Consider the following 25,990-nt stretch of genomic DNA (forward strand, 5'->3'; position numbering starts at 1 on the left):
GATAAGATGACCGAACAAATCGCCGAAGAAGCACGTCAGTCGCTGACGCGCCTCGAACCTTCCGAGATTCCGCTGGGCGTGTCGCTCGAATGGCCGATCGTCGCGGCCGACGGCGCGCTGCTCTTCGACGCGGGCGCTATCGTGCCGGATGCGCCGGCGCTCGAGTTCATGTTCCGCCATTTCGAGCCGCACCGTGCCATTCGCGAGCCCGCGCCGCACGTGTTGGAGGAAGAAGCCGCCAGGGACGGGCCGCTGACGCTGGAGGATATCGGTCTCACCATCGGCGCGCGGGTCGGACTGCGCGGCACCGGCGGCACAGGATCAGCGATGTACGCGAGCCGCGTGATCGGCTTCTCGACGCCCCGCCGCAAAGGCGAGCGCTCGCTATTCGTGACACAACCCTTGATGGCCGGATTCGATCCGCTCGATCTCACGCTCGGCGAGCAGGTCGATCTCGTCGCGCTGACGGGGCGGGGCGTGTTCCGCTTCGCATGCACCGTCGACGCGACTTGCCGCGAACCGTTCGATTACGCGGTGTTGTCGGCGCCGGGCGCGATCCGCCGCCTGCGCACGCGCAAGTTCGCGCGGATGCCGACACGGCTCGCTGCGCATTTCGCCGTCGAGGGCGGACCTGGCGCGCGGCAACTGGGCCGCGTGAGCGATATCAGCCCGTACGGGATGTCGCTGACGGCTCCGAATGCGGCCGCGCATATGGGCGACCGTCTGCAACTCTCGTTTCAGTTCAAGACCGATGGCGTAGCAGTGAACATCGAGACGGTCGCGATCGTGCGGCACGTAGGCAATGCCGATCCGTCCGACGGCAGCGCGGCCTACGGACTCGAATTCGAAACGCTGGAGCCGTCGCAGCGGATCGCGCTGAAGTCGTTCATGGCCGAGCACAGCTAGACGGCTGCGAGGCGTTTCAGACGCCCGGAAAGCCGTCGGGGAAGAGGCGCTCGACGGCCGCTTCGAAGTGCTGGATCGGCGCGGCGCCGCGCAGCGCGATGGGCGGCGGCGGTTCCTGACCGGGCGCGGGCTCGCGCGAGAGCACGGCGAACGGCACGCCGGTCACGCCGAGCTTCTTCGCGAAGTCTTCGTCCTCGATGACGAGATCGGTGTACGTGCCGTCATCGAGCGCTTCTTCGAGCATTTCCGGATCGACGCCGCAGGTCGCCGCGATGTCGAGCAGCGCGTCGGTATCGCCGATATCGATGCCTTCCTCGAAATACGCCTTGAAAATCGCCCGATGCACGAGATCGAAACGGCCGGATTCGCGCGCGAACATGGCCGTCTCGAAAGCCTTGCGGCTGCGCGGCGTGACCGGCGGCATGCGCATCGTCACGCCGCGTTCTTCCGCGAGCGGGCGCACCGAGTTCTCCCACGATTCGACGATTTTCTCGTCGTTCGGATCGGTGAGCGGCGTCGGCTCGGGGCGCAATTCGAACGCGTGCCAGCGGATTTCGACCGCATCGCCGTAAGCGTTGCGGAACTGATCGAGCACGGGTGTCTCGAGATAGCAGAACGGACACGCGAAGTCCGACCAGACGTCGATATAAAGAACGGACGTGGATGCCATGTGAGCCTCAAAAGCGAACGGCGCGTGTGTGCGCCGTTTGACTGAACCGGGCGGATGTCGCGTTTCCAGCGACATCCGCAAAACCGGTATGTTAGCGCGTGCGGGCCGCCGCCGCCCGCGCGCCGGGCCCGCGCCGCGCATCAGAAGCCGCCATCGATCTCGATCCTGGAGCCGTCGAAGAAGCGCGACAGCCGGAACGCGCGCGGATCGACGAGCGGCGCGTCGCTCGCGACGAGATCCGCCATCAACTGGCCCGCGCCTGGCCCGATGCCGAATCCGTGTCCCGAGAATCCCGTCGCGATGAAAAGTCCCGGCTTGCCATCGACGCCGGAGATGACCGGCACGGCATCCGGCGTGACGTCGATGTAACCGGCCCACGTCTGTTCGATGTGCACGCGGCCGAGCATCGGAAAAAGCGCGCGGAATTCCTTCAGCGCCGCGGCGTTGAACGATTCGACCGGCGCGGGATCGAGCGTGCGCGCGGTTTCGAAGGCGGTCGGACGATCGAGCGGCCAGCGGCGCGGACGGCGCAGTTCTTCGAAGAAGTGCGCATTGAGTCCGAGCTTGATCGAGCCGATCTGACTCTTGAGCGCGGGCAAAAACTTGGCAAGCAGGCGAAAGCTGTCCGGCGTGATGTCGTGATAGCTGTGGAAGGCATTGGCGATCGAATAGCCGCCGTCCAGACGCTTGCGATAACCCATTTCCTGATTGCACGCGCTCACGTCCGGCCCGCCGTCGAGCGGCGCGGTGCGCATGACCGACGAGCGCACCATCAGCTGCGGCACGTCGACGTCGAGGCTGCCCGCGAAGTAGCGCGTCCAGGCGCCGCCCGCCACGACCACGCTCGAACAGCGGATGCGCCCGTATTCGGTGACGACGCCGCCAATCTTGCCGCCGCTCGTTTCGATGCCGCGCACCGCGCACGGCGTGAGCACCTTCACGCCGCGCTCGCGCAACGCGGCTGCCATCGCAGGCACGGCGCGTTGCGGTTCGGCGCGGCCATCGCCCGGTGTGTAGATGCCGCCCGCGAAGCGTCGCGAGGTGCCCGACAGCAACGCGCCGGTTTCATCGGGCGACGTGATGCGCGAATCGAGCGCGTCGCGGCCGACGAGCGCGACGGCGCGGGCGAGCCAGGCTTCGTGATCGGCGAGGGCTTCGGCGTCGTCGGCGGCGTAGAGGATGCCGCATTCGCGATAGCCCGTGTCGATGCCGAGTTCCGCATCGATGCGCCGCCAGAGCTCGAGACTTTCGAGGCTCAGTTCGAGCTCGCGCAAATCGCGATGCGTCGCGCGGCACCATCCCCAATTGCGGCTCGACTGCTCGCCGGCGATATAGCCCTTCTCGCACACGGCGACGGACAGCCCTTTCCCGGCGAGTGCGCGCGCCGTGCTGATGCCGATGACGCCGCCGCCCACGACGACGACATCGACGTGAGCGGGAAGCGTGCGGTCTTCGGTGATGCGTTCGGTAGGAGGACCCATATGGTGTGATGTTGTGTTTAACGCGAACGGGCGATGATAGTCCAATGCGCAGGCGCTCTGCATGCGCTCGTGCGATCGGCTACGATGCAAGCGCCCGATCTGGAAAGGCGCCGGACCGGGCACGGCGCGTGCGAATTCGTCGGTTCCAATTCATCTTCTGGAGAACTCTCGTGCAAAAGACAGCATCGGCAAAATGGAGCGGCGGCATCAAGGACGGCAAGGGTTTCATCTCCACGCAAACCGGCGTGCTCAACGAAGCGCCGTACGGCTTCAAGTCGCGTTTCGAGGAAGGTCCGGGCACGAATCCGGAAGAGCTGATCGGCGCGGCGCATGCGGGCTGCTTCACGATGGCCCTGTCGCTGCAACTCGAAATGGCGGGCATGAAGGCGGAGAGTCTGGAAACGAAATCGACGGTCACGCTCGACAAGGACGGCGACGGCTTCACGATCACCGCCTGCCAGCTCGATCTGAAGGCAAAGATTCCCGGCGCCGACAAAGCCGCATTCGACAAGGCCGCGCAGGCCGCGAAGGAAGGCTGCCCGGTGTCGAAACTGTTCGCGGGCAACGCGAAGATCACGCTGAACGCCGAACTCGTGTCGTAATCGGCGCGGCAGTCGAAACAGAAAACGCGGACGGGCACTTCACCCGTCCGCGTTTTTTTCGCGCGTGAGTTCCTCGATGATGAGACGCGCGGGCGCAGGCAACGACGCGCCTTTTCTCGTCACCAAGCCATACGGCTCCGTGCGCGAACGGACTTCGATCGCGAGGCGCTTCGCGAGACCGTGCGCGGAAAGGAACATCGCCATGTCGAGCGGCATCATTGCGACGAGCGTCGGGTCGCGTTGCAGCAGCAGAACGGTCGTGATCGTCGATGCCGTTTCGATCGGATGCACAGGCAGCGGCAGGCCCGCTTCCTTAAACTCGCGTTCGTAGAGACTGCGGATCGGCATGATCGCCGGATAGACGATCCATCGGCTCGACGCGAGTTCGCTCAGTTCGACGCGCGGTGCATCGACGAGCGCATGCGCGACACCCGCGACGATCGCGAGCGGTTCGTCGCGCAGCTCGACGTAGTGATAATGGTCCGGCTGGCGCGCGACGCTCGCGCGGCAGATCGCGACATCGAGCCGGCCCTGATCGAGCAGCGCGAGCAGTCGCGCGCTCGTGTCCTCGACCACTTCGACAGTCAACGCCGGCTGACGCTCGCGCAGGCGCGCGAGTGCATCGACGAGCACGCCCGAGACCGCGCCCGTGATCGCGCCGATCGCGAGCCGTCCGCCCGTGCCTTGCAGAATTCCCGCCATTTCCTCGCGCAGATGCGCGACGTCCATGTAAATCAGCCGCGCATAGCGGATCACGCAGCGCCCGAGTTCGTTCGGCTGAATGCCTTGCGCCGAGCGCGTGAAAAGCGTCGCGCCGAGCGTTGCTTCGATCTCGCGCAGCGCCTTGGTCGCGCCGGGTTGCGTGAGCGCCATTTCGTCGGCGGCGCGATGCAGCGAGCCATGATCGTCGAGCGCGATCAGAAGACGCAGTTGCTTCAGGCGCAGGCGCGCGGCGATGGAATCGGCATTCGGCAGCATGAACGTGAGCGGCTAGGGGACAACGAGAAGATAACGGAAAGTTATCGGCACGGCAGCAGCTTTCATTATTCAAGCCGTGCAGCGTTCTCTACATTGTGGGTTCCGTTCATCACGTTCAAGGATTGACCGCCTCATGAAGCTGCTGCGATACGGCGCTCCCGGCCGCGAAAAGCCCGGCCTTCTCGATTCCAATGGCGCGATCCGCGATTTGTCCGGCGTCATCGGCGATATTGCGGGCGATGCGCTTCTGCCCGAATCGCTCGCGCGTCTTGCGAAGCTCGATGTATCGACACTGCCGGTCGTGCCTGCGGGCGAGCGCATCGGGCCGTGTGTCGGACGCATCGGCAAGTTCATCTGCATCGGGCTGAATTACGCCGATCACGCGGCGGAGTCGAATCTGCCGGTGCCGTCGGAGCCAGTCGTGTTCAACAAGTGGCTCTCGGCGGTCGTCGGGCCGAACGACGACGTGCGTATTCCGCGCGGCTCGAAGAAAACCGATTGGGAAGTGGAACTCGGTGTCGTGATCGGCCGTGGCGGCGCCTATATCGACGAAGCCGACGCGATGAGCCACGTCGCCGGGTATTGCGTCATCAACGATGTTTCCGAGCGCGAGTATCAGATCGAGCGCGGCGGCACTTGGGACAAGGGCAAGGGCTGCGATACCTTCGGGCCGATCGGTCCGTGGCTCGTGACCGCCGACGAAGTGCCCGATCCGCACAAGCTGCCGCTCTGGCTGGAAGTCGACGGCAAGCGCTATCAGAACGGCAACACGAGCACGATGATCTTCAATGTCGGCGAGATTGTCGCGTATCTGTCGCGCTTCATGAGCCTGCAACCGGGCGATGTCATCTCGACCGGCACGCCGCCGGGCGTCGGCATGGGACAGAAGCCGGAAGCGGTCTATCTGCGCGCGGGCCAGACGATGCGTCTCGGCATCGAAGGCCTGGGCGTTCAACAGCAACGCACGGTGGACGCATGAATCGATACGACTTCACGGATCGCGCGGCTGTCGTGACGGGCGGCGCGCAGGGCATCGGGTTTGCGGTCGCGCAGCGGCTCATCGAAGGCGGCGCGCGCGTCGCGCTGTGGGATCGCGATGAAGGCGCGTTGTCCGAAGCACGCGCGCGTCTGGGCGACGTGCAAACCGTGCTCGTCGATCTGACCGATCGCGATGCCGTCGGCAAAGCCGCGTCGAGGACACTGGAAAGCCTCGGCCGGATCGACGTGCTCGTGCACAGCGCGGGCATCGCAGGCGCGAACGCACCGGTCGCCGATTACGCGCCGGAAGAATGGTCACGCGTGATCGACGTCGATCTCAACGCCGCGTTCCATGTCAATCAGGCCGTCGTCAAAACGATGATCGCGCGTGGCTATGGTCGCATCGTCAATATCGCGTCGATCGCGGGCAAGGAAGGCAATCCGAACGCGTCGGCGTACAGTGCGGCGAAGGCGGGCGTGATCGCATTGACCAAGAGTCTCGGCAAGGAAACGGCGGGGCTCGATATCGCGGTCAATGCCGTTACGCCGGCTGCTGCGCGCACGAAGATCTTCGAGCAGATGAAGCAGGAGCACATCGATTACATGCTCTCGAAGATTCCGCGCGGGCGCTTCGTCGAAGTGAATGAAATCGCCGCGATGGTCGCGTTCCTCGCGTCGTCGGAGAACTCGTTCACGACGGGCGCGGTGTTCGATCTGTCCGGAGGGCGCGCGACTTACTGACACTCGCGGCACACACATAACAAGCAAGGAGACAAGCAACGTGGATTCCATCGCCGCCCCGCGCGACGCAGCGCTCGACGACGCGCAGATCTACCGCAAGGTGTTCTGGCGCTTCGTGCCGCTGTTCGTCGCGTGCTTCGTGTTTTCGTATCTCGACCGCATCAACATCAGCTTCGCGAAGCTGCAGATGCAAAGCGAACTCGGCTTCTCCGACGCAATGTACGGCTTCGGGGCGAGCGTGTTCTTCGTCGGATACTTCTTGTTCGAAGTGCCAAGCAATATCGTTTTGCATCGCGTCGGGGCGAAGCGCTGGATCGCGCGCATCATGATTACGTGGGGCATCGCGTCGGCGTGCATGATGTTCGTGCGCACCGAAACGTGGTTCTACGTGCTGCGCTTTCTGATCGGCGCGCTCGAAGCGGGCTTCGTGCCGGGCGCGCTGTACTTCTTCACGAAGTGGTTTCCATCGTCGCGGCGCGGGCGCATCAACTCGTTCTTCATGGCGTCGATCGCGCTGTGCGGGATCATCGGCAGTCCACTCTCGGGCGCGATCATGAAGTTCTGCGATGGTCTCAACGGCATGCCCGGCTGGCAATGGCTCTTTCTGCTCGAAGGCATTCCGTCGGTGCTGCTCGGTTTCGTCGTGCTCGCGTTCGTCGATGACGATATCGATCACGCGAAATGGCTCGACGCCGATGAAAAGCGCGCGCTGAAAACACAACTCGCCCGCGATCCGAAAGTCGGCGAAGTGCATTCGCTGAAGGCCGCGCTCAGCGAGCCCGTCACGCTCGTGATGGCGGTGATCTATCTGTTCCTGGCGATGGGCATTTACGGGCTCGTCTTCTGGATGCCGCAGCTCGTCAAAACCGCCGGCACCAGCGATCCGTTCATGATCGGCCTGATTTCGATGCTGCCTTACGCGGTCGCGGGCATCGGCATGATTCTGATCGGCAGGCACTCGGACCGGACGGGCGAACGGCGCTGGCATCTCGGCGCGTGCGCGCTCGCGGGAACGATCGGCTACGCGCTGTGCGGCTTCTTCCCGGGCAATACGGTCATGCTCGTGATCGGTCTCACGATCGCGGCGACGGGCATCATCACGTCGCTCGGGCTGTTCTGGATCTTGCCGACGCGTTTTCTGACCGGCATCGCGGCGGCGAGCGGTATCGCGCTCATCAATTCGGTCGGGCAGTTCGGCGGGATCATCAGCCCGTACATGGTTGGCAAGGTGAAGACGATGACCGGCAGCGCGACGCCCGGCCTCTACGCGATTGCGTTCGCGTGCCTGCTCGGCGCGATGTTGATCGTGTGGGGTTTGCCGCGTCGTCTCTACTTCCGGGAGAGCGGAAGCGCGTGACGCGCGCGGTCATGGGCTGAATTTCCTGTAGCCGGAATTCAGCCCTTGGAGCTTCCTTCGACGCGGATCAGTGCGGCGGATTGATCACGACGTATTGCACGGTCGTGCCGGAGTATTGCGGCTGATACCACGTCGAGCCGCATTGCTGATATGTCACGCCGTTCACGTTCACCGCTGAGCAACTCGGCGGCAAGGTGTGAACGATCGATCCGACCACTGCCGCCGTCGCTACCACAGCCGTCGTAACGGCCGCTGCGGTCGCGACCGGGTGATCGTTGTACCAGCTTCCGTTGTTGTAGCAGCAGCCGTGATTGTTATTGCTGATGTTCTGCGCCGCGTTCATCCGGTTGTTGCTGATATTTTCCGCCGCATTCGTCCGGTTCGAACTGACCTGTTGAACCGTGTTCTGGCGATTGCCCTCGCGCGTGGTCCGATTGGCCTGCCGGGTTGCGACATTGGTTTCGTGCGCGGCCTGCCTTTCACCGCTGTTGACTGACGTTTGCGCGCCGCCGCGAACCTGAAACGCGCTTGCCGTCGGCGCGACGCCCGCGACGATCAGCCCCGTGACCGCCGCCGCCCAGATATTTTTCACATTCATGATAACGATCCCTGCATTAATGGATTATTGCGCGCCCTTGTTCTGCACGAACGTGATTTCGTGTGCATTCTTAGGGGCGGTAAATGCGAATGTGCCGTTGTCGATTTCGGGATTGAGATTCCAGTGATACACGGCGGTGAATTGCGGGCGCTCACTATCCAGTCGCGTCACGATATTCAACTTGCACGGCAGCGGCTGATCGCCCTTTTTGATCCAGAGTTGCCAGTCCACTGTGTTTTCGTGATATGCGTAATGCGAACAGGTTGCGCCGCTTACTACTTCATCGCCCAGATAGGCTGCGGAGATAATCCGTTTCATGTCGCTCGGGTTTGCACCCAGCGTGAATATATCGCTCAGCGGCAATTCAATTCCATACTTGGTGCCAAGATCGCTCATCAGTTCCTTGATGGTCGCGGGCGCATCGACAGTCGCATAATAGTTATCCGGCTGCGTGTAAAGGGTAAAATGCTTTCCGTCGAAATAGGCGTGGCGGCTGCTGTCCGGCGCAATGCCGGTAATGTCGGCCTTGAGATGGTCGGGGCGGTTCACGGTCAGCTTCGTGGTGTGTGCCATCTGAACCAGTTGCTCCGTTTTGCCGTTGACCAGGATCTGATCCGTCGTTGAATCCACGTCCAGAACGAACTGCTTAACGGTTTGCATATATGCGCTCATTCGTGTAAGCGCATTCAATGCTTCGGCGTCAGGCACTTGGGCGGCAGCGTGCGCAGTCTCTGTTTCTTTCGCCACCGCGTAGCTTCCGGCACTGCATAATGCGCCTGCGACTAAACCGCAAAGCGACAGTTTCGCGAATGTTTTTGTCATTTCCTTTTCCTTGAGTTAGCCGTCGCCGTTATCGACACGCATACCGCGCGTGCCTTTACATCGGTCACTGCGTAGCACGTCCGATGTCGCAATTGAGAAGTGAGATTTGTGTTCGAAATTGATCCCGGCAAACGGATCGGTTCAGAATACCTTTTCGATCAGGAGAATGTGATTTGCGTCACGTAAATTTTTATGCCGAATTGAAATAAATTATATGGCGATGGCAGGGTATTTCAATTGAAACAATGCGTTTCAATTCGCGCGATTTGCTGTGCTCCGAAGTATCGAAATAGCTGCCAAACGTGCGCTTTATTTGAAAGCGTGCAATCTCTTTCATTCGAATAAAGAGACCGTGGCGCCGGTTCGAGCGCTCGCTTCCGTCTGCCTCGCGCAGCGCAATCGAATCGTCTTACTCATTGATCGCGAACGCGCCGCGCCGCGTTTTCGCTATCATCCCGATGGTCTGCGGCCCTTTGTCACGGCAATCTCGTCGCACGCACGCCGCACTAGCGGGTCCGACCCATTCGGCGCGATTCACCTGGCTTTGCGCAGACCATGTCGCCATCGCATGAGCCGACGATCCCATTCACCGATCCGCCCGGAGCGCCGATGAAATTCAAGCTGGACTGGACCCTCATAACCCCGATCCTCGCGCTTGTCGTGCTGGCCGCGACCGCGCTCATCCAGAACGGCGTGATGATCGCGCTCGCGGCCATCGCGCTCGCGTTTGCCGTGTTCGCGGCCGTGCATCACGCGGAAGTGGTCGCGCATCGCGTCGGCGAGCCGTTCGGCACGCTCGTGCTCGCGATCGCGGTCACGGTGATCGAAGTCGCGTTGATCGTCTCCGTAATGCTGTCGGGCGGGCCCGAGAAAGCCGGCCTGCCGCGCGACACCGTGTTCGCCGCGATCATGATCTGCAGTTGCGGCATCGTCGGCTTGTGTCTGCTGATCGGCGGCTTGCGGCATCACGTGCAGGACTTCCAGCTGCAAGGCGCGAGCGCCGCGCTCGCGATTCTCTGCGCGCTGTCCGTGCTCACGCTCGTCCTGCCGAATTTCACGAGCACGGTCGTCGGGCCGGCGCTGTCGACGTCGCAGCTGATTTTCGTCGGCGTGATCTCGCTCGTGCTGTACGTGACGTTCGTGTTCGTGCAGACGATCCGTCATCGCGATTATTTCCTGCCTTTCACGCCGCCCGCCGCCGCCGGCGCGCTGGAGGAAGACGAAGCGCCGCACGCGCCGCCGCCAAGCAGCCGCGAGGCGTGGGTCGCGCTGTTTTCTCTGATGCTGTCGCTCGTTTCGGTGGTCGGGCTCGCGAAGCTGCTGTCGCCTGCGGTGGAGGCGGGCGTCGCGGCGGCGGGCGCGCCCGAAGCGGTCGTCGGTGTGGTGATCGCCGCGCTCGTGCTGCTGCCGGAAGGGCTCGCCGCGTTGCGCGCCGCGCGTCTGAATCGCCTGCAGACGAGCTTGAACCTCGCGCTCGGCTCGGCGCTCGCGAGCATCGGCCTGACGATTCCGACGGTGGCGGTCGTGTCGATCGTTATCGGACAGCCGATTTCCCTCGGGCTCGCGCCCAAGGAAATCGTCATGCTGGCGCTCACGCTGCTCGTCTCCGTCATCACGCTCGGCACCGGGCGCTCGACGGTCCTGCAAGGCGTCGTGCATCTCGTGATCTTCGCGGCTTTCCTGTTTCTTTCGGTCGTGCCTTGACGCGTGTCGCGCGAACAATCGTGCGGTTTTGTTACCATTCACGGTTTTTCGCGCGTCCGCGCGCGTCGTTTCGCGGTCTCATCGAAAGTCTCGAAGGAAAAGCATGTCATTCAAGAAGTCCGCATCGCTCGCGATGCTCGCTGCACTCGCCGCCGCCTCATTCGCGGCGCACGCCAGGGAACTGACGCAGATCCGTTTCGCCGTCGATCCATCCTATCCGCCGTTCGAATCCAAGCAGGCCGATGGCAAGCTCGCCGGCTTCGACATCGATCTCGGCAATGCGCTCTGCGCACAGATGAAGGTCAAGTGCGTGTGGGTCGAGAATAATTTCGACGGCATGATTCCCGGCCTGAAGGCTCGCAAATTCGATGCCGTGTTGTCCGACATGGGCATCACCGAAGAGCGTCTCAAGCAGATCGATTTCACCGATCCGCTCTACGATACGCACGCGCAACTCGTCGCGCGCGCGGGCTCGGGCATCCTGCCGACGCCGCAGGCGTTGAAGGGCAAACGCGTCGGCGTGGAGCAGGGCACGGTGCAGGAGCGGTACGCGAAAGTGAAGTGGGAGCCGCAGGGCGTGACCGTCGTCGCATACGGCGATCAGGAACAGGTCGAGGCCGATCTCGTCGCGGGTCGTATCGACGCGATTTTCACCGACGCCGCGCAAGCCGCCATCGGCTTTCTGAAGAAGCCGCAGGGCAAGCCATTCGCGCTCGTCGGACCGATCGTCGAAGACAAGGCGATCATCGGTCCGGGCACGGCCATCGGTCTGCGCAAGGGCGACGCCGATCTTAAGAGCGGCCTGAACAACGCGTTCGCCGAGATCAAGAAAAACGGCACGTTCAAGCGCATCATGGCGAAGTACTTCGAGACGGATATCTCGATTCAGTAAGCCCCGACTGATCCGTCCGTATTCGACCGTAAAGGCATCGTTCGCGATGCCTTTTCCTTTTGCCCGATCTTTTCGCTTTCGACGAGAGACATCGAAGATGCAGGTTCATCAACATCCGCTCGTCGGCGCGGCGCTCGGCACCGGGCGCGCGATCACGAGTTACCGGTTCGGTCCGCACGACGGCGATGCGTCGCCGAAGGTCTACATTCAGGCGTCGCTGCACGCGGACGAATTGCCCGGCATGGTCGTCGCGTGGTATCTGAAGCAGCGTTTCGCGGAACTCGAAGCTGCGGCCAAGCTGAAAGCGCAGGTCGTACTCGTGCCGGTTGCAAATCCGGCGGGCTTGAATCAGCACTGGTTCGGCACGCAGATGGGCCGCTTCGAGATGCGTTCGGGGCAGGACTTCAACCGGCGCTTTCCGGCGTTCGGGGCGGAACTGGCTTTGAGCCTCAGGCAGCGTCTGACGGACGATGCATCGCGGAATGCGCAGGTCATCCGCGCGGCGCTGCGCGAGCATCTGGCGGGGCTGACAGCCGCGACGGAACTCGAATCGCAGCGCATCGCGCTCATGCGGCTTGCGTGCGATGCGAATCTTGTCATCGACTTGCATTGCGACTGGGAAGCCGTCGCGCATCTGTACACGACGCCCGACGCGTGGCCCGGCATCGAGCCGCTCGCGCGCTATCTCGGCAGCGAGGCGCAATTGCTCGCGGAGGTGTCGGGCGGCGAGCCGTTCGACGAAGCGTGCACGGCCGCGTGGCGCTATCTGCGCGGCGCGTTCGGCGAGCGCTTTCCCATCCCGATGGGCGCGCAATCGGTCACGCTGGAGTTGCGCGGAGTGCGGGACGTGTCGCACGACATGGCGGCGCGCGATGCGCAGGCGATCGTCGATTATCTGACGCACATCGGCATGATTTCGGGCGATGCGCCGGAACCGCCGCCGCTGCGCCATCCCGCGACGCCGCTCGCGGGATGCGAATACGTGCAGGCGCCGATATCGGGCGTGATCCTGCATCGGCGAGACATCGGCGAGCGGATTCGCGCGGGCGACGTCATCGCCGATGTGCTCGATCCGCTCGATGATCGCGTCGTGCCGCTCGTCGCGCAAACGGACGGCGTGCTGTACGCGCGGCACTGGACGCGATTCGCGACGGCGGGCATGCTCGTCGCGCGCATCGCGGGCGAGAACGCGGCGCGTCACGGCGAACTGCTCGTGCCCTGAGCGGGTACCATGGTTCTGCTGGCCCTACGTCATGGAGAACAAGAAAACATGCTGAAGAACATTGATCCGCTGCTCAACGCCGACATCCTCCACGCTCTCTGCGCGATGGGGCATGGCGACGAAGTCGTGATCTGCGATGCCAATTTCCCCGCCGATTCCGTCGCGCGCCAGACGGTGCTCGGGCGCGTGCTGCGCCTCGACGGCGTGAGTTCGCCGCGCGCCGTGCGCGCGGTGCTGTCGGTGATGCCGCTCGATACGTTCGTCGATCATCCCGCCGAGCGGATGGAAGTCGTCGGCGACGCATCCGCGCTGCCCGCCGTGCAACGCGAAGCCCAGCAGGAAGTCGATGCCGCCGAAGGTCGCGCGTTGCCGTTTGCGTCGATCGAGCGTTTTGAGTTCTATACGCGCGCGAAAGCCGCATATTGTGTGATCGCGACGGGCGAAACGCGCGGCTATGGCTGCTTCATCTTCAAGAAGGGCGTGCAACTCGCGCCGGACGTCTCGGAGAAGAATTGACCGATGGACTAGGGAATACCCTGTAGCTTTTTTGAGAATGTGTTGCGGTGCAGCGAAAAAGGCGTATAGTTAGGGTTATCCCTAGCTACTTACCCTGAGAGATGCATATGAAAACCACCGCTCAACAATCCCTGCTCGTTTCGTTCGGTTCCTGGCTGCGCGCTTCGAAGGCTGCGTTGCGTCGCGAGTGGGATCGTGCGCTTCAATTGCATCTTCAAAACTGCGAAATCCTGGTCGAGTCGTATCGCCGCAAGTAAGCAGCGCGCGGGCAGCACCCGGTCAAAAGCAACAGTCACGACGCCCTGGAAGCGAAGCTTCCGGGGCGTCGTCGTTTTCCGACGTCCTGATGTCGAGCAGTCGGCTTGACATGCAACCATATGGTTGCATAATGTGCTCATGGATGACGATTCAGTTTTTCGCGCACTCGCGGATTCAAGCCGCCGGCAACTGCTCGACCGGCTGCACGAAGCGAACGGGCAGACACTCGGCGAACTATGCGACGGTCTGCGCATGACACGCCAAGCCGTGTCGAAGCATCTCGCGATACTCGAGGACGCGAACCTCGTATCGACGCAGCGTCACGGCCGCGAGAAGCGTCATTTCCTCAATCCGGTGCCAATTCACGGGATCGCGCGGCGCTGGATCAGCAAGTTCGAGCGTCCGCGGCTGGACGCTTTGTCCGACCTGAAACGCACGCTTGAAGGAGACGATCATGAGTAGCGACACGTTTGTCTATGTCACCTATATCCGCACGACGCCCGGAAAACTGTGGGAAGCGCTGACGACGCCGGAATTCATCCGGCAATACTGGTTCGGCATGCATCAGCAATCCGACTGGAAACCCGGTTCCGGCTGGAAGATGCTGTTCTCCGATGGACGCGTCGCGGACGGGGGAGAAGTGCTCGAATCGGAACCGGGCAAAAGGCTCGTGCTGAAGTGGCGCAATGAATTCCGCGAGGATCTGAAGGACGCGGGCTGGTCGCAGTGCACCTACGACATCGAGGCGCTCGGCGATGCCGTGAAACTCACCGTCACGCATGCGAGCGAGAGCAAGCCGTTCATCGAGGCCGTGTCGGGCGGATGGCCGAAGATTCTGTCGAATCTCAAGTCGCTGCTGGAGACAGGTCAGGTCGCGCTCACGACGAAATGAGAAACGGCGCGCATCCGCAAGGAGCGCGCCGTTTCCACTTCACGCGATGCAGCCGTCGATCAGATTGCCCAGCCGCCGAGATAGAACACGGCGAGCACGACCGCGATCGCCACCGTGCCCACGTTCAGCTTGCGCCATTCGCCCGCGACGACGCGGCCGATCACGAGCGTCGTGAAGCCCAGCATGATGCCCGTCACGATGTTCGCCGACAGCACGATATACACCGCGCAGACGAGGCCCGACATCGTGTCGACGGTATCCTCGAAATGCAGCTTGCTCACGTTGCCGAGCATGAGCAGGCCGACGTACATCAGCGCGGGCGCCGTCGCGTAGGAAGGCACGAGCGCGGCGAGCGGCGAGAGGAACATCACGACGAGGAACAGCACGCCGACGACGCTTGCAGCCAGCCCCGTCTTCGCGCCCGCCGCCACGCCCACCGACGATTCGATATACGCCGCCGCCGGCGCGCCGCCGAAGCACGCGGAGAAGATCGAGCTAAGAGAATCCGCGGTCAGCGCGCGGCCGCCGTTGACGATGCGCCCGTTCTTGTCGATTTGTCCGGCTTGTCCGGCGACGGCGCGGATCGTGCCGGTCGCGTCGAACACGGCGGTCATGACCAGCGCGAGCACGCTCGGCAGCACGGCCATCGACAGCGCGCCCTTGATGTCCATCGCGCCGATCAGCGACGCATGACCCGGCGCCGACAGCGCGGGCCACGCGAACACGCCGTGAAAGCGCACGGACGGATCGAACATCAGTCCGATTGCCGACAGACCGATCACCACGAGCAAAATGCCGCCCGGTACGCGCCGGCGCTCGAGACCGAAAATCGCGGCGAGACCGAGCACCGACATCAGCACCGGAAACGCCGTGATGTGGCCGAGGGACACCGGCATCCCCGGCGCGGGATTCTTGATGATGAGGCCGACATCGTTCGATGCGATCAGCAACAGAAACAACCCGATACCGATGCCCGTGCCGTGCGCGACGCCCGTCGGCAGATTGCGCAGGATCCACGAGCGCACGCCCGTCACCGAGATCGCCGTGAAGACGACGCCCATCAGGAACACGGCGCCGAGCGCGATGTTCGGCGTGAGGCCCTTGCCGAGCACGAGGCCGAACGCGGTGAACGCGGTCAGGGAAATTGCGCAGCCGATGGCGATCGGCAGGCGCGCCCACATGCCCATCAGCAGCGAGCCGAAGGCTGTCGTCAGACATACGGCGACGAACACCGCGCTCGTGTCGAAACCGGCTTTGCCGAGCATGCCCGGCACGACGAACACGGAATAGACCATCGCGAGGAACGTCGTGACGCCCGCGACGATTTCGCGTTTTTCGGTGCTGCCGGTTCTGGAAATGCCGAAGTAGCGATCGAGAAATCCGCCTGTGCCGGACGGAATCTTTTCCTCTCGTTCTGTGGGGGTGATGTCGATGTCGCCAAGCTGCTGGGCGGAGGATTCCAACATGAGCTGCTCCTTTATCAGCGCGCTGAAACGGAACACCGTGCGCCGCGCGTTCTGCTCGTCGGGCACTGCGGGTCCATCGTCAGGGTCGTCTCGTATGTAGTTCTGGATGATGCCGGGTGACGCGCTCGTATGGCTGCACTCGGTCAGGACAGAGACTAGGGGAACAGAACGCAGGGTCCAATCCCATGAAAAACATGCCGCTCATGCCGAGCGGCTTATATGCCGCGTATCCCGCGCGGGGCGGGCCTCTCGCACGAGCGAAAAAAGACCGGACTAGGGGAAACGCCTAGTCCGGTTCGGGCCGCTATTTTACGCGTTCGCCGCGATGCGGCGCATTACTGGATGATGCGCGACACGCCGCGTCCGCGCGGATCGGACATAGGTTCGGGCTTGTCGCCGTCGATGCGGATCGCCTGAATGTCGCCGTTGAAGTTCTGCATCGTGAACTTGTAGCCCTTGTCTTCGAGTTCCTTCACGACCGAAGCGTCGAGCTGATGGAACGGCTCCTGATAGATCGTGTCCGGCGGCAGCAACTGATGATGAAAGCGCGTTGCGCCGACGGCTTCGGGCAGCGCCATGTCGAAGTCGTACACGTTCGTGATGACCTGGAAGATCGACGTGAAGATGCGCGATCCGCCAGGCGTGCCGATCACCATCGCGACCTTGTCGTCCTTCGTGAGAATGGTCGGCGTCATCGACGAGAGCGGGCGCTTCTTCGGCGCGATGGAGTTGGCATCGCTGCCGACGACGCCGAACATGTTCGGCACGCCCGGCTTCGACGCGAAGTCGTCCATTTCGTCGTTGAGCACGACGCCCGTGCCTTCCGCGATCACGCCCGAGCCGAAATAGCCGTTGATCGTGTACGTGTTCGACACCGCGTTGCCCCACTTGTCGACGACCGAGAAGTGCGTCGTCTCGGCCTTCTCGGGCATCGACGTGCCGAGCCCCGGCTGCACGCTCTTCGTGTCCGAAGGCTTGTCGGGATTGACTTCCTGCGCGCGCTTGAGCAGATAGTCGTCGTTGGTGAGTTGCGCGACGGGCACCTTGTAGAAGTCCGGATCGCCGAGATATTGCGCGCGGTCTGCGAACACGCGCTTCTCGATCTCCGCCACGAGATGGATGTACTGCGCGGAATCGAGCGGCACGCCCTCGAACTTGTCCTTGAGATCGGCTTTCATCTTCAGCAACTGCACGAGGCCGACGCCGCCCGAACTCGGCGGCGGCGCGGTGATCACGCGATAGCCGTTCCAGCTCGCCGTGACCGGCTGGCGCCACACCGCCTTGTAATCCTTCAGGTCGCGCGTGGTAATGAGGCCGTGGCCTTCCATCGACCTGGCGATCAACTGCGCCGTTTCGCCTTCGTAGAAGCCTTTCGCGCCTTTGTCGGAGATGCGTTGCAGCGTCTTCGCGAGGTCCGGCTGCTTGAACACCTGACCCGCCTTCATGCCGCCGAAGTAGAGATCGAAGTTGGTCTTGCCGGCGAAATCCTTAGCCGCGTTGTCGCGCCGGGACACGAGCTGGTCGTCCACTTCGAAGCCGTCCTGCGCGTACTTGATGGCCGGCGCGAGCACCTGCTTCCACTTCAGCTTGCCGAAGCGCTTCTGCGCTTCCCACATGCCGTCGACGGTGCCCGGCACGCCCACCGCGCGATGCCCGACGAGGCTCATGCCCTTGATGACTTCGCCCTTGTCGTCGAGATACATGTTGCGCGTGGCGGAAAGCGGCGCGCGCTCGCGATAGTCGAGAAAGTACGGACGATGATCGACGTAGAGCGTCATGAAGCCGCCGCCGCCGATGTTGCCCGCCTCCGGATAGGTGACGGCGAGCGTGAAAGCGATCGCGACGGCCGCATCGACCGCATTGCCGCCTTGCTTGAAGATCTGCTCGGCGGTGTCGGCGGCGTATTTGTCTGCGACCGCGACGGCCGATGCGGTCAGGACCGCTGGCTGGTTATCGGCGGTTTTCGCGTGCGCCGGCGACGTCTCGACGAATCCCGCCGTCATGAGCGCCGATGCGACGATCGCGCCGATCGCGACGGACCGGATGCGCGGTTCTTTTCTCAGAAGCATCTCCTGCGTTCTCCTTTATTGCGTGCGACTTGTTACGTGCGACGAAAGACCCAACGCTTATATACCACGAGCCGCGCCGCGCTCAGGGCATGAGCTGGCCGCCGTTCACGTCGATGATCTGCCCGGTCACGTAACGCGACATCGCCTCGGACGCGAGATAGAGGAACGCGCCGCTGCAATCGTCGGGCTCGCCGATGAAGCCCATCGGGATCGACTTGCGGAACGATTCGAGCTGCTCGGGCGTCGTGAAGCGCTCCTGAAACGGCGTCGCGATCACGCCGGGCGCGACCGCGTTCACGCGGATGCGATCCGGCATCAGCTCTTTCGCCATGCCCTTGGTGATCGTGCTGACGAAGCCCTTCGATGCCGCATAGAGCAGCGCGCCCGGCCCGCCGCCGTTGCGCGCCGCCACCGACGTCACGTTGATGATCGAGCCGCCGCCGCCTTCCTTGAGCGACGGCAGCGCCGCGCGCGTGAACGCGACCACCGAGCGTGCGTTGATGTGCATGATCTCGTCGAAGAGCTCGTCGCTCGCCGACGCGATCGGCTCGCGCTTCACGAGGCTGCCCGCATTGTTGATGAGCACGTCGATCTTGCCGAAGGTATCGACGACCTGCGCGACGGCGGCATCGATCGCCTTCGAATCGCGCACGTCCGCGCCGACGGTGATCGCCGTGACGCCGAGCGCGCGGATCTCCTTCGCGACTTCCTCGGCCTTGTCCTTCGAACTGTTGTAATGCACCGCGACGTTCGCGCCGTATTGCGCGAACGCCCGCGCCGCCGCCGCGCCGATGCCGGTGCTCGCGCCCGTGATGAGAATCGACTTGCCTTTCAGATCGTGCATGAGTGCTCCGTATTGAAGGGGTTTGAAGCGATTGCAACAGACGAGAGTATGAAGCGAAAAAGCGGTCGCCGGCTGAGCGGCGTGCCGCGCGTCAGCCCGCCGCGAGCGTTGCTTCCTCGGGCGCCTCGAACGAATAGTGCTCGACGATGCGCTTCACCGAATTGCGGAACGACGCGACCAGATCCGAGCGGATGCCGCTGCTCGGATACGAGAGCACGTATTCGTATTCGATGTCGGTCTCGAACGGCCGCACGACGACGCCGTGCGCGCGCCAGACCTTCGCCGCGAAGGGTTCGACGATCGAGATGCCGAGCCCGCCCGCGACCATCGCGTAACGCGTGTGCGCGGTGTCGGTGAAAACGGTGTAGCGCGGGCGATCTTCCGTCGACGAAATAAGCGATTGCTCCGCTTCGTAAGGCTGACGCGAATTCGGCAGCCAGCCGATCAGCTTTTCGCCGCGTAAGTCCGACGGACGCACGATCTTCTTCTTTGCGAGCCTGTGCGTGACGGGCATCGCGCACGACGCGCGCGCCTTGAGCAACGTCTCCACCTCGATGCCCGCGACGGCCGGAAACGCGAGGCTCAGCGCGATATCGGCCTTGTGGTTCTGCAGGTTCACCAGCACTTCGGGCACTTTCACGGAGTCGACCTTGATCGGCACGCCCGGATGACGCTCGGTAAAGTCGGCGAGCACGGGCGGCAGCAGCGTGGTTGCGAGCACGGGCATGCACGCGACGGTGAGGCCGTCGGAGGCTTCTTCGCGGATCATTGCCGCGACCTGCTTCAGACGTTCCAGTCCGAGAAAGTTCTCCTCGACGGACTTGTAGAAGCGCAGGCCGGCCGTCGTCGGATTGAGGCGGCCGCCGATGCGGGAAAACAGGCTGAAGCCGAGATCGGCTTCGAGATCGGCGATCAGTCGGCTGATCGCGGGTTGCGTGACATGGAGTTTTTTTGCTGCGCCGACACTGGTGCCGGTCATGATGAGGCTGCGAAATGCCTCGATCTGGCGAAAACGGATCATCTTTCGGACGGCTCTCAAACGGCAGTTATACGGCGACGCAATCTTATAGGAAACAAGCACTTGCTGCCTGATATGCCTTTCGCCAGCGAAAGCCAGGAAGTGCGTTTAACCAACGAAATGAACGACTATTCGAAAAATTTAGTGACTATAAGCACATGTGAGTGGCATCCGACTTATTGATGCGAAATACTCGCCGCCAGCCTGAAGCGCGAATGAAAGCGAGCGCGTAAGCATGTTGCAGTTGCGCCCGACGGCGCGCAACAAATCGATCGCCAGCAGAAAGCCTTTCGTTAGATTTGCTAAGTTCGGCGCCGGTGTGTTTATCCTCATCGCGATAAACACGCCGTTGCACGAAGGACTCCGAAAGTCCGCAAGGAAGGCGAAAGGAAACAACCGATAAACGAGACGAAGAAAGAGGATTCCCCATGACGTTTCATGCCGTGCCCCACGCATCGATCCAGCGTACGAAGCTCGCCGCCGCCGCGGTGCTGCTGGCCTTCTCCGCGCTGAACGCGTCCGCTGCCATCGTGCCGCCGGGCGTTGCGCTCGCCGCGAAACAGGAGCTCGTGCGCAACAACGGGTCGGAGATCGAGACGCTCGATCCGGCGCTCGTCGAAAGCGTGGTGGCGGCGAACGTTTCGCGCGACCTGTTCGAAAGCCTGACCGCGACGAATCCGGACGGCCAGGTCGTGCCGGGCGTCGCGGAGAAATGGGAACAGAAGGACGCGACGACCTGGATCTTCCATCTGCGCAAGAACGCCCGCTGGTCCAATGGCGATGCCGTCACCGCAAACGATTTCGTCTACGGCTGCCAGCGTTTCCTCGACCCGAAGACGGCGTCATCGTATGCGAGCGTGTTCGGTCCGTTCATCCTGAACGGCGTGGATGTCGCCGCCGGCAAGAAGCCGGTCAGTGCGCTCGGCGTGCGTGCCATCGACGCGAACACGATCGAAGTCAAGACCGACGGCCCCGTGCCGTTCCTGCCTGAACTGATGTCGAATCCGAACCTCGGGCCGGTGCATCGCGCGACGGTCGAGAAGTACGGCAAGGAATGGACGAAGCCAGGCAACATCGTCAGCAACGGCCCGTTCCAGTTGAAGGACTGGCAGGTCAACAGCAAGCTCGTGCTGACGAAGAACGCGAACTATTGGGACAAGACTAACGTCCAGCTGACGCAGGTGACGTATCTGCCGGTGGAGGACGAGAACACCGATGTCAAGCTGTTCCAGTCCGGCGAAAACGACATGACGTACCAGATCCCGACCGGTACCTATGCGAAGTACAGCCAGCAGTTCCCGAAGGACATCCGCAACTCGCTGATTCTCGGCACGCGCTATTACAGCTTCAATAACCGCGATCCGTTGCTGAAAGACGTGCGCGTGCGCAAGGCGCTGTCGATGGTCATCGACCGCGATCTGCTCGCCCAGCGCGTGACCGCCGATGGCCAGACGCCGCTCTACGGTCTGCTGCCGAAGGGCGTAAGCGGTGCGGAAGTGTCGAACTACGAATGGGCGACGTGGCCGATGGCCAAGCGCGTCGAAGAAGCGAAGAAGCTGCTCGAGCAGGCGGGCGTGAAGCCCGGCACGAAGCTGCGCTTCGCGACGAACACGAGCGACTACAACAAGAAGATGGCGATTTTCGTCGCGTCGGAATGGAAGTCGAAACTCGGCCTCACGGTGGACATCGAGTCGATGGAGTTCAAGGTGCTGCTCAAGAAGCGTCACGGCGGCGACTATCAGATCGCGCGCAATGGCTGGGTCGCGGACTACAACGACGCGACGACCTTCCTGACGCTCGTGCAGTGCAAGTCGGAACAGAACGACAACTTCAGCTGCAATCCGAAGGCCGACGCGCTCGTCAAGGAAGCCAGCGAAACCACGGATCTCGCGAAGCGCACGCAGTTGCAGACGCAGGCCGCGAAGATCGTCATGGACGACTATCCGCTGCTGCCGCTCCTGCAGTACGGCTTGCCGCGTCTCGTGAAGAGCTATGTCGGCGGATACTCGCTGAAAAATCCGATGGATCACTACAGCAGCAAGGATCTGTACATCGTCAAGCACTGACGGCAAGGAGCCTCTTTCATGTGGTCTTACACGTTGCGGCGCGTGCTGCTCACGCTGCCCACGCTGCTGATCGTCATCACGGTCTGCTATCTGCTGCTGCACGCGACGCCGGGCGGCCCGTTCGATGGCGAGCGCAAGATTCCGGCGGAAGTGCTCGCCAATCTCCAGGCGAAGTATCACCTCGGCGAGCCGTTGTGGAAGCAGTATCTGCTCTATCTCGACGGCCTTCTGCACGGCGATCTCGGCGCGTCGTTCCGCTATGCCGACTGGAGCGTGAACGATCTCGTGCTGCGCGCGCTGCCGGTGTCGCTCGCGATCGGCGGCGTGTCGATGCTGCTCGCCATCGTGATCGGCGTGACGCTCGGGATCGCGGCGGCGCTGCGCCGCAACAGCATCGCGGATTACGCGCTGATGCTCGCGAGCAACGCGGGCAATGCGTTTCCGTCGTTCGTGCTCGGGCCGGTGCTGATCCTCGTCTTCGCGATCCTGCTTAAGTGGCTGCCCGCCGGCGGCTGGAACGACTTCCAGTTGCGCTACATGGCGCTGCCCGTCGCGCTGCTCGTGATGATCAATGTCGCGACGATCGGGCGCGTGACGCGCGCGAGTCTCATCGAAGTGCTGAACACGAACTACATCCGCACCGCGCGCGCGAAGGGCTTGCCGATGCGCACCATCGTGCTGCGCCATGCGCTCAAGCCGACGCTGATTCCGGTCGTGTCGGTGATCGGTCCGCTCGCGATCTCGTCGATCACGGCGGCGGTCGTCACGGAATCGGTGTTCTCGCTGCCGGGCATCGGCAAGCTGATCGTGAACGGCGCGGCCAATCGCGATTACACGCTCGTGCTCGGACTCGTCGTGCTGGTGACGGTCGTGGCCGTGCTGCTCAACCTGCTGGTCGATCTCGCGTATGCGTGGCTCGATCCGAAGATCCGCTATTGAGGCCGCGCGATGAAATCTGCTTCTCTTGCACCGATGCTTGAAAAAGCGGTCGCCGGCCGCAGCCCGTGGCAGGACGCGCGCGCGCGTTTCTTGCGCAACAAGGCGGCGGTCGTGAGTCTCGCGCTGCTCGCGCTGATCACGCTCGCGTGCATCGTCGGACCGTGGCTGTTGCCGAACGCATTCGACTCGACCGACTGGAACGCGACGAGCGCGCCGCCCACATTCGACCACTGGCATCTCTTCGGCACCGACGACACCGGCCGCGATCTGCTCGTGCGCTGCCTGGTCGGCGGGCGCGTGTCGCTGATGATCGGCGCGCTCGCCACGCTCACGTCGGTCACGCTCGGCATCGTGTGGGGCGCGATCGCGGGCTTCGTCGGCGGTCGCGTCGATAACGCGATGATGCGCATCGTCGACATGATGTACGCGATTCCGTACCTGCTCATCGCGATCCTGATGGTGACGCTGCTCGGCCGCGAGTTTTACCTCGTCGTCATCACCATCACGATCTTTTCGTGGATGGACATGGCGCGGGTCGTGCGCGGCCAGACGCTCTCGATCCGCTCGAAGGAATACGTCGAAGCGGCGCGCGCGATCGGCGTGCCGACGCGGCGCATCATCGCGCGGCATGTCGTGCCGAATCTGCTCGGCATCGTCGCGATCTATACGACCGTGACCGTGCCCGCCGTGATTCTCACGGAATCGGTGCTGTCGTTTCTCGGCCTCGGCGTGCAGGAACCGATGACGAGCTGGGGCGTGCTGATCCAGGACGGCGTCGGCGTGATGGAGTCGTCGCCGTGGATTCTGCTGTTCCCCGCCGCGTTTCTGTCGATCACGCTCTACTGCATCAACTTTGTCGGCGACGGTCTGCGCGACGCGCTCGACCCGAAGGACAGGTGAGCCATGCCGCTACTCGAAGTCAACGACCTGCAAGTCGAATTCAAGACGCACGACGCCGCCGTGCGCGCGGTCAACGGCGTGAACTTCACGCTGGAAGAAGGCGAGACGCTCGGCATCGTCGGCGAGTCGGGCTCGGGCAAGAGCCAGACCGTGCTCGCGATGCTCGGCCTGCTTGCATCGAACGGACGCGCAAACGGACGCGCGATGTATCGCGGCGAGAATCTCATCGGCATGTCGCACAAGTCAATGAACCGCATTCGCGGCAATCGCCTGTCGATGATCTTCCAGGATCCGATGAGCTCGCTCAATCCATATCTGACGATCGAGCGGCAGATGACCGAAGTGCTCGAACTGCACAAGAACGTCACGCGCCGCGAAGCGAAGAAGCGCGCCATTTCGATGCTCGAAGCCGTGCGCATTCCGGAGGCCGCGCATCGTATCGGGCAATATCCGCATGAGTTGTCGGGCGGCATGCGCCAGCGCGTGATGATCGCGATGGCGCTGCTGTGCGAACCCGAAGTGCTGTTCGCCGACGAGCCGACCACCGCGCTCGACGTCACCGTGCAGGCGCAGATTCTGCAACTGCTGCGCAACTTGCAGCACGACTTCGGCACGTCGATCGTGTTGATCACGCACGACCTCGGCGTTGTCGCGGGTCTATGCGAAAAAGTGATGGTGATGTACGGCGGCCGCGTGATGGAGCAGTGCGATGCGAACACGTTGTTCGCCGAACCTTCGCATCCGTACACCATCGGTCTGTTACGCGCCTTGCCGCGCCTCGATCACGACGGCGGCGAACTGACCGGCATCCCCGGCAATCCGCCGAACATGGCGCATCCGCCGGCGGGCTGCCCGTTCCACGAGCGTTGCGCCGATGCCAGCGACGAATGCGCGATCGATGCGCCCGCGCTGAAGGCGGTTGGCCCCGGCTGGCTGCGCGCGTGTCATCGCCCGGTTCATCTGGTCACGAAGGAAACGAGCCATGTCTGACGCGACGATTCTCTCCGTGCGCGACATGCGCGTGCATTTCCAGGTGAAGCCAAAGAATCGTTTGCCGTGGGCGGCGCGCCGCACGCTGAAGGCCGTCGACGGCGTGAGCTTCGATCTGAAGGCGGGCGAGACGCTCGGCGTCGTCGGCGAATCGGGTTGCGGCAAGTCCACGCTGTCGCGCGCAATCCTGAACCTCATTCCCGCGACGAGCGGCGACATCGTGTGGATGGGTTCGCCCTTGTCGGGCGCGTCGGCGCGCGAATGGCATCGCGTGCGCGGCGACGTGCAGATGATCTTCCAGGATCCGCTCGCATCGCTCGATCCGCGCATGACGGTCGGGCAGATCATCGCGGAGCCGCTCGTCGAGCATCGGCCCGGCATGAACAAGCGTGAAATCGATGACCGCGTGCGCGCGATGATGGCCAAGGTCGGCCTGCGTGAACAGATGATCAACCGCTATCCGCATGAGTTTTCGGGCGGGCAGTGTCAGCGGATCGGCATTGCGCGCGCGCTGATCGTCGAGCCGAAGCTCGTCATCTGCGATGAACCCGTGTCCGCGCTCGATGTGTCGATTCAGGCGCAGATCGTCAATCTGCTCAAGTCGCTGCAAAAGGAGATGCAGCTCGCGCTCATCTTCATCGCGCACGATCTGGCGGTCGTGCGTCACATCTCCGATCGCGTGATGGTGATGTATCTCGGCCGCGTGATGGAGCTCGCCGATAAACACGCGCTCTACGACACGCCACGGCATCCGTACACGCGCGCGTTGCTGTCGGCGGTGCCGGTGCCCGATCCCGCCGTCGAGCGCGCCAAGACCGTGCAGATTCTGTCGGGTGACATTCCCAGCCCGATCGATCCGCCTTCGGGCTGCGTGTTTCATACGCGCTGCCCGATGGCGCAAGCGCGCTGCTCGCGCGAAGTGCCTGCGTTGCGCGCGCTCGGCGAGGGGACTTCGGCCGCATGTCTGCTTGCGTGATGGCTGAGACATGGAAGCGCACTTTCGTTTTCACTAGCACGTACTGAACGAGCCGTTCGCGCCGATCCTTCGCGATCGACGGGAACGGTTTGGATGATGAAATCG

General features: G+C 63.0%; 25 protein-coding genes. 16 read left to right on the plus strand and 9 right to left on the minus strand.

The window, feature by feature from the left end; genetic code table 11:
- Window positions 1–6 precede the first annotated feature (6 nt).
- Window positions 7–906, plus strand: coding sequence for a flagellar brake protein (locus AWB77_RS24765; protein ID WP_061137101.1), 900 nt, complete (start codon window positions 7–9; stop codon window positions 904–906).
- Window positions 907–922: 16 nt separating this feature from the next.
- Here the strand turns inward: AWB77_RS24765 and AWB77_RS24770 are convergent, their stop codons facing one another.
- Window positions 923–1,576, minus strand: coding sequence for a DsbA family oxidoreductase (locus AWB77_RS24770; protein ID WP_061137102.1), 654 nt, complete (start codon window positions 1,574–1,576; stop codon window positions 923–925).
- Window positions 1,577–1,716: 140 nt separating this feature from the next.
- Window positions 1,717–3,057, minus strand: coding sequence for an NAD(P)/FAD-dependent oxidoreductase (locus AWB77_RS24775; protein ID WP_061137103.1), 1,341 nt, complete (start codon window positions 3,055–3,057; stop codon window positions 1,717–1,719).
- A gap of 170 nt (window positions 3,058–3,227) precedes the next feature.
- Between AWB77_RS24775 and AWB77_RS24780 the strand changes: the two genes are divergently transcribed.
- Window positions 3,228–3,659, plus strand: a complete 432-nt coding sequence (locus AWB77_RS24780) for an OsmC family protein (RefSeq protein WP_061137104.1) — start codon at window positions 3,228–3,230, stop codon at window positions 3,657–3,659.
- A gap of 39 nt (window positions 3,660–3,698) precedes the next feature.
- Here the strand turns inward: AWB77_RS24780 and AWB77_RS24785 are convergent, their stop codons facing one another.
- Window positions 3,699–4,637 carry a LysR family transcriptional regulator gene (locus AWB77_RS24785; RefSeq protein ID WP_061137105.1) on the minus strand — a complete coding sequence of 313 codons (939 nt, stop codon included), beginning with the start codon at window positions 4,635–4,637 and terminating at the stop codon, window positions 3,699–3,701.
- Window positions 4,638–4,770: 133 nt separating this feature from the next.
- On the opposite strand from AWB77_RS24785, the gene AWB77_RS24790 reads away from it, so the two are divergent.
- Genes AWB77_RS24790 through AWB77_RS24800 form a run of 3 tightly spaced genes read left to right on the plus strand, consistent with a single transcriptional unit; the run spans window position 4,771 to window position 7,713 of the window.
- Window positions 4,771–5,616 carry a fumarylacetoacetate hydrolase family protein gene (locus AWB77_RS24790; protein WP_061137106.1) on the plus strand — a complete coding sequence of 282 codons (846 nt, stop codon included), beginning with the start codon at window positions 4,771–4,773 and terminating at the stop codon, window positions 5,614–5,616.
- The gene (locus tag AWB77_RS24795) at window positions 5,613–6,356 is read left to right on the plus strand and encodes an SDR family NAD(P)-dependent oxidoreductase (protein ID WP_061137107.1); all 744 of its coding nucleotides are present in this window, start codon (window positions 5,613–5,615) and stop codon (window positions 6,354–6,356) included. The genes AWB77_RS24790 and AWB77_RS24795 overlap by 4 nt, the downstream gene beginning before the upstream one ends.
- A gap of 40 nt (window positions 6,357–6,396) precedes the next feature.
- On the plus strand, window positions 6,397–7,713 hold the full coding sequence (locus AWB77_RS24800) for an MFS transporter (RefSeq protein WP_061137108.1): 1,317 nt from the start codon (window positions 6,397–6,399) through the stop codon (window positions 7,711–7,713).
- 67 nt (window positions 7,714–7,780) lie between these two features.
- Here the strand turns inward: AWB77_RS24800 and AWB77_RS24805 are convergent, their stop codons facing one another.
- The gene (locus AWB77_RS24805) at window positions 7,781–8,311 is read right to left on the minus strand and encodes a DUF6515 family protein (RefSeq protein ID WP_061137109.1); all 531 of its coding nucleotides are present in this window, start codon (window positions 8,309–8,311) and stop codon (window positions 7,781–7,783) included.
- A 24-nt stretch (window positions 8,312–8,335) separates the two neighbouring features.
- Complete coding sequence (locus AWB77_RS24810) at window positions 8,336–9,133, minus strand: DUF2092 domain-containing protein (RefSeq protein ID WP_061137110.1); 798 nt, start codon at window positions 9,131–9,133, stop codon at window positions 8,336–8,338.
- Window positions 9,134–9,742: 609 nt separating this feature from the next.
- Here AWB77_RS24810 and AWB77_RS24815 point away from each other — a divergent pair.
- From AWB77_RS24815 to AWB77_RS24840, 6 genes are all read left to right on the plus strand, one after another.
- Entirely contained in the window at window positions 9,743–10,837 is a 1,095-nt protein-coding gene (locus tag AWB77_RS24815; protein WP_061137228.1) for a calcium:cation antiporter, read from the plus strand.
- A gap of 103 nt (window positions 10,838–10,940) precedes the next feature.
- Window positions 10,941–11,729 (plus strand): ABC transporter substrate-binding protein, encoded by a 789-nt coding sequence (locus AWB77_RS24820; RefSeq protein ID WP_061137111.1) that lies wholly within the window; start codon window positions 10,941–10,943, stop codon window positions 11,727–11,729.
- A gap of 97 nt (window positions 11,730–11,826) precedes the next feature.
- Complete coding sequence (locus AWB77_RS24825) at window positions 11,827–12,951, plus strand: succinylglutamate desuccinylase/aspartoacylase family protein (RefSeq protein WP_061137112.1); 1,125 nt, start codon at window positions 11,827–11,829, stop codon at window positions 12,949–12,951.
- A gap of 48 nt (window positions 12,952–12,999) precedes the next feature.
- Window positions 13,000–13,467, plus strand: a complete 468-nt coding sequence (locus tag AWB77_RS24830) for an RbsD/FucU family protein (protein ID WP_061137113.1) — start codon at window positions 13,000–13,002, stop codon at window positions 13,465–13,467.
- Between the two features lie 396 nt (window positions 13,468–13,863).
- A complete protein-coding gene (locus AWB77_RS24835) occupies window positions 13,864–14,187 on the plus strand; it encodes an ArsR/SmtB family transcription factor (protein WP_061137114.1) in 324 nt (107 codons plus the stop codon).
- Window positions 14,180–14,617, plus strand: coding sequence for an SRPBCC family protein (locus tag AWB77_RS24840; RefSeq protein ID WP_061137115.1), 438 nt, complete (start codon window positions 14,180–14,182; stop codon window positions 14,615–14,617). The genes AWB77_RS24835 and AWB77_RS24840 overlap by 8 nt, the downstream gene beginning before the upstream one ends.
- 59 nt (window positions 14,618–14,676) lie before the next feature.
- Here AWB77_RS24840 and AWB77_RS24845 read toward each other — a convergent pair whose 3' ends face one another.
- From AWB77_RS24845 to AWB77_RS24860, 4 genes are all read right to left on the minus strand, one after another.
- A complete protein-coding gene (locus tag AWB77_RS24845; RefSeq protein WP_061137229.1) occupies window positions 14,677–16,083 on the minus strand; it encodes an NCS2 family permease in 1,407 nt (468 codons plus the stop codon).
- A 335-nt stretch (window positions 16,084–16,418) separates the two neighbouring features.
- Complete coding sequence (ggt, locus tag AWB77_RS24850; protein WP_061137116.1) at window positions 16,419–18,152, minus strand: gamma-glutamyltransferase; 1,734 nt, start codon at window positions 18,150–18,152, stop codon at window positions 16,419–16,421.
- Between the two features lie 82 nt (window positions 18,153–18,234).
- On the minus strand, window positions 18,235–18,996 hold the full coding sequence (locus AWB77_RS24855; RefSeq protein WP_061137117.1) for an SDR family NAD(P)-dependent oxidoreductase: 762 nt from the start codon (window positions 18,994–18,996) through the stop codon (window positions 18,235–18,237).
- Window positions 18,997–19,087: 91 nt separating this feature from the next.
- Entirely contained in the window at window positions 19,088–20,017 is a 930-nt protein-coding gene (locus AWB77_RS24860; RefSeq protein ID WP_061137118.1) for a LysR substrate-binding domain-containing protein, read from the minus strand.
- Window positions 20,018–20,442: 425 nt separating this feature from the next.
- Here AWB77_RS24860 and AWB77_RS24865 point away from each other — a divergent pair, with 425 nt between their 5' ends.
- Genes AWB77_RS24865 through oppF form a run of 5 tightly spaced genes read left to right on the plus strand, consistent with a single transcriptional unit; the run spans window position 20,443 to window position 25,885 of the window.
- Window positions 20,443–22,080 (plus strand): peptide ABC transporter substrate-binding protein, encoded by a 1,638-nt coding sequence (locus AWB77_RS24865; RefSeq protein ID WP_061137119.1) that lies wholly within the window; start codon window positions 20,443–20,445, stop codon window positions 22,078–22,080.
- Between the two features lie 18 nt (window positions 22,081–22,098).
- Window positions 22,099–23,019: an oligopeptide ABC transporter permease OppB gene (gene oppB / locus AWB77_RS24870; protein ID WP_061137120.1), complete on the plus strand. Its 921-nt coding sequence runs from the start codon at window positions 22,099–22,101 to the stop codon at window positions 23,017–23,019.
- Window positions 23,020–23,028: 9 nt separating this feature from the next.
- Window positions 23,029–23,919 carry an ABC transporter permease gene (locus AWB77_RS24875; protein ID WP_061137121.1) on the plus strand — a complete coding sequence of 297 codons (891 nt, stop codon included), beginning with the start codon at window positions 23,029–23,031 and terminating at the stop codon, window positions 23,917–23,919.
- Window positions 23,920–23,922: 3 nt separating this feature from the next.
- Window positions 23,923–24,909, plus strand: coding sequence for an ABC transporter ATP-binding protein (locus AWB77_RS24880; protein ID WP_061137122.1), 987 nt, complete (start codon window positions 23,923–23,925; stop codon window positions 24,907–24,909).
- On the plus strand, window positions 24,902–25,885 hold the full coding sequence (gene oppF, locus AWB77_RS24885; RefSeq protein WP_061137123.1) for a murein tripeptide/oligopeptide ABC transporter ATP binding protein OppF: 984 nt from the start codon (window positions 24,902–24,904) through the stop codon (window positions 25,883–25,885). The genes AWB77_RS24880 and oppF overlap by 8 nt, the downstream gene beginning before the upstream one ends.
- Window positions 25,886–25,990: the final 105 nt, after the last annotated feature.

Source organism: Caballeronia fortuita (genome assembly GCF_001544835.2).
Lineage (GTDB): Bacteria > Pseudomonadota > Gammaproteobacteria > Burkholderiales > Burkholderiaceae > Caballeronia > Caballeronia fortuita.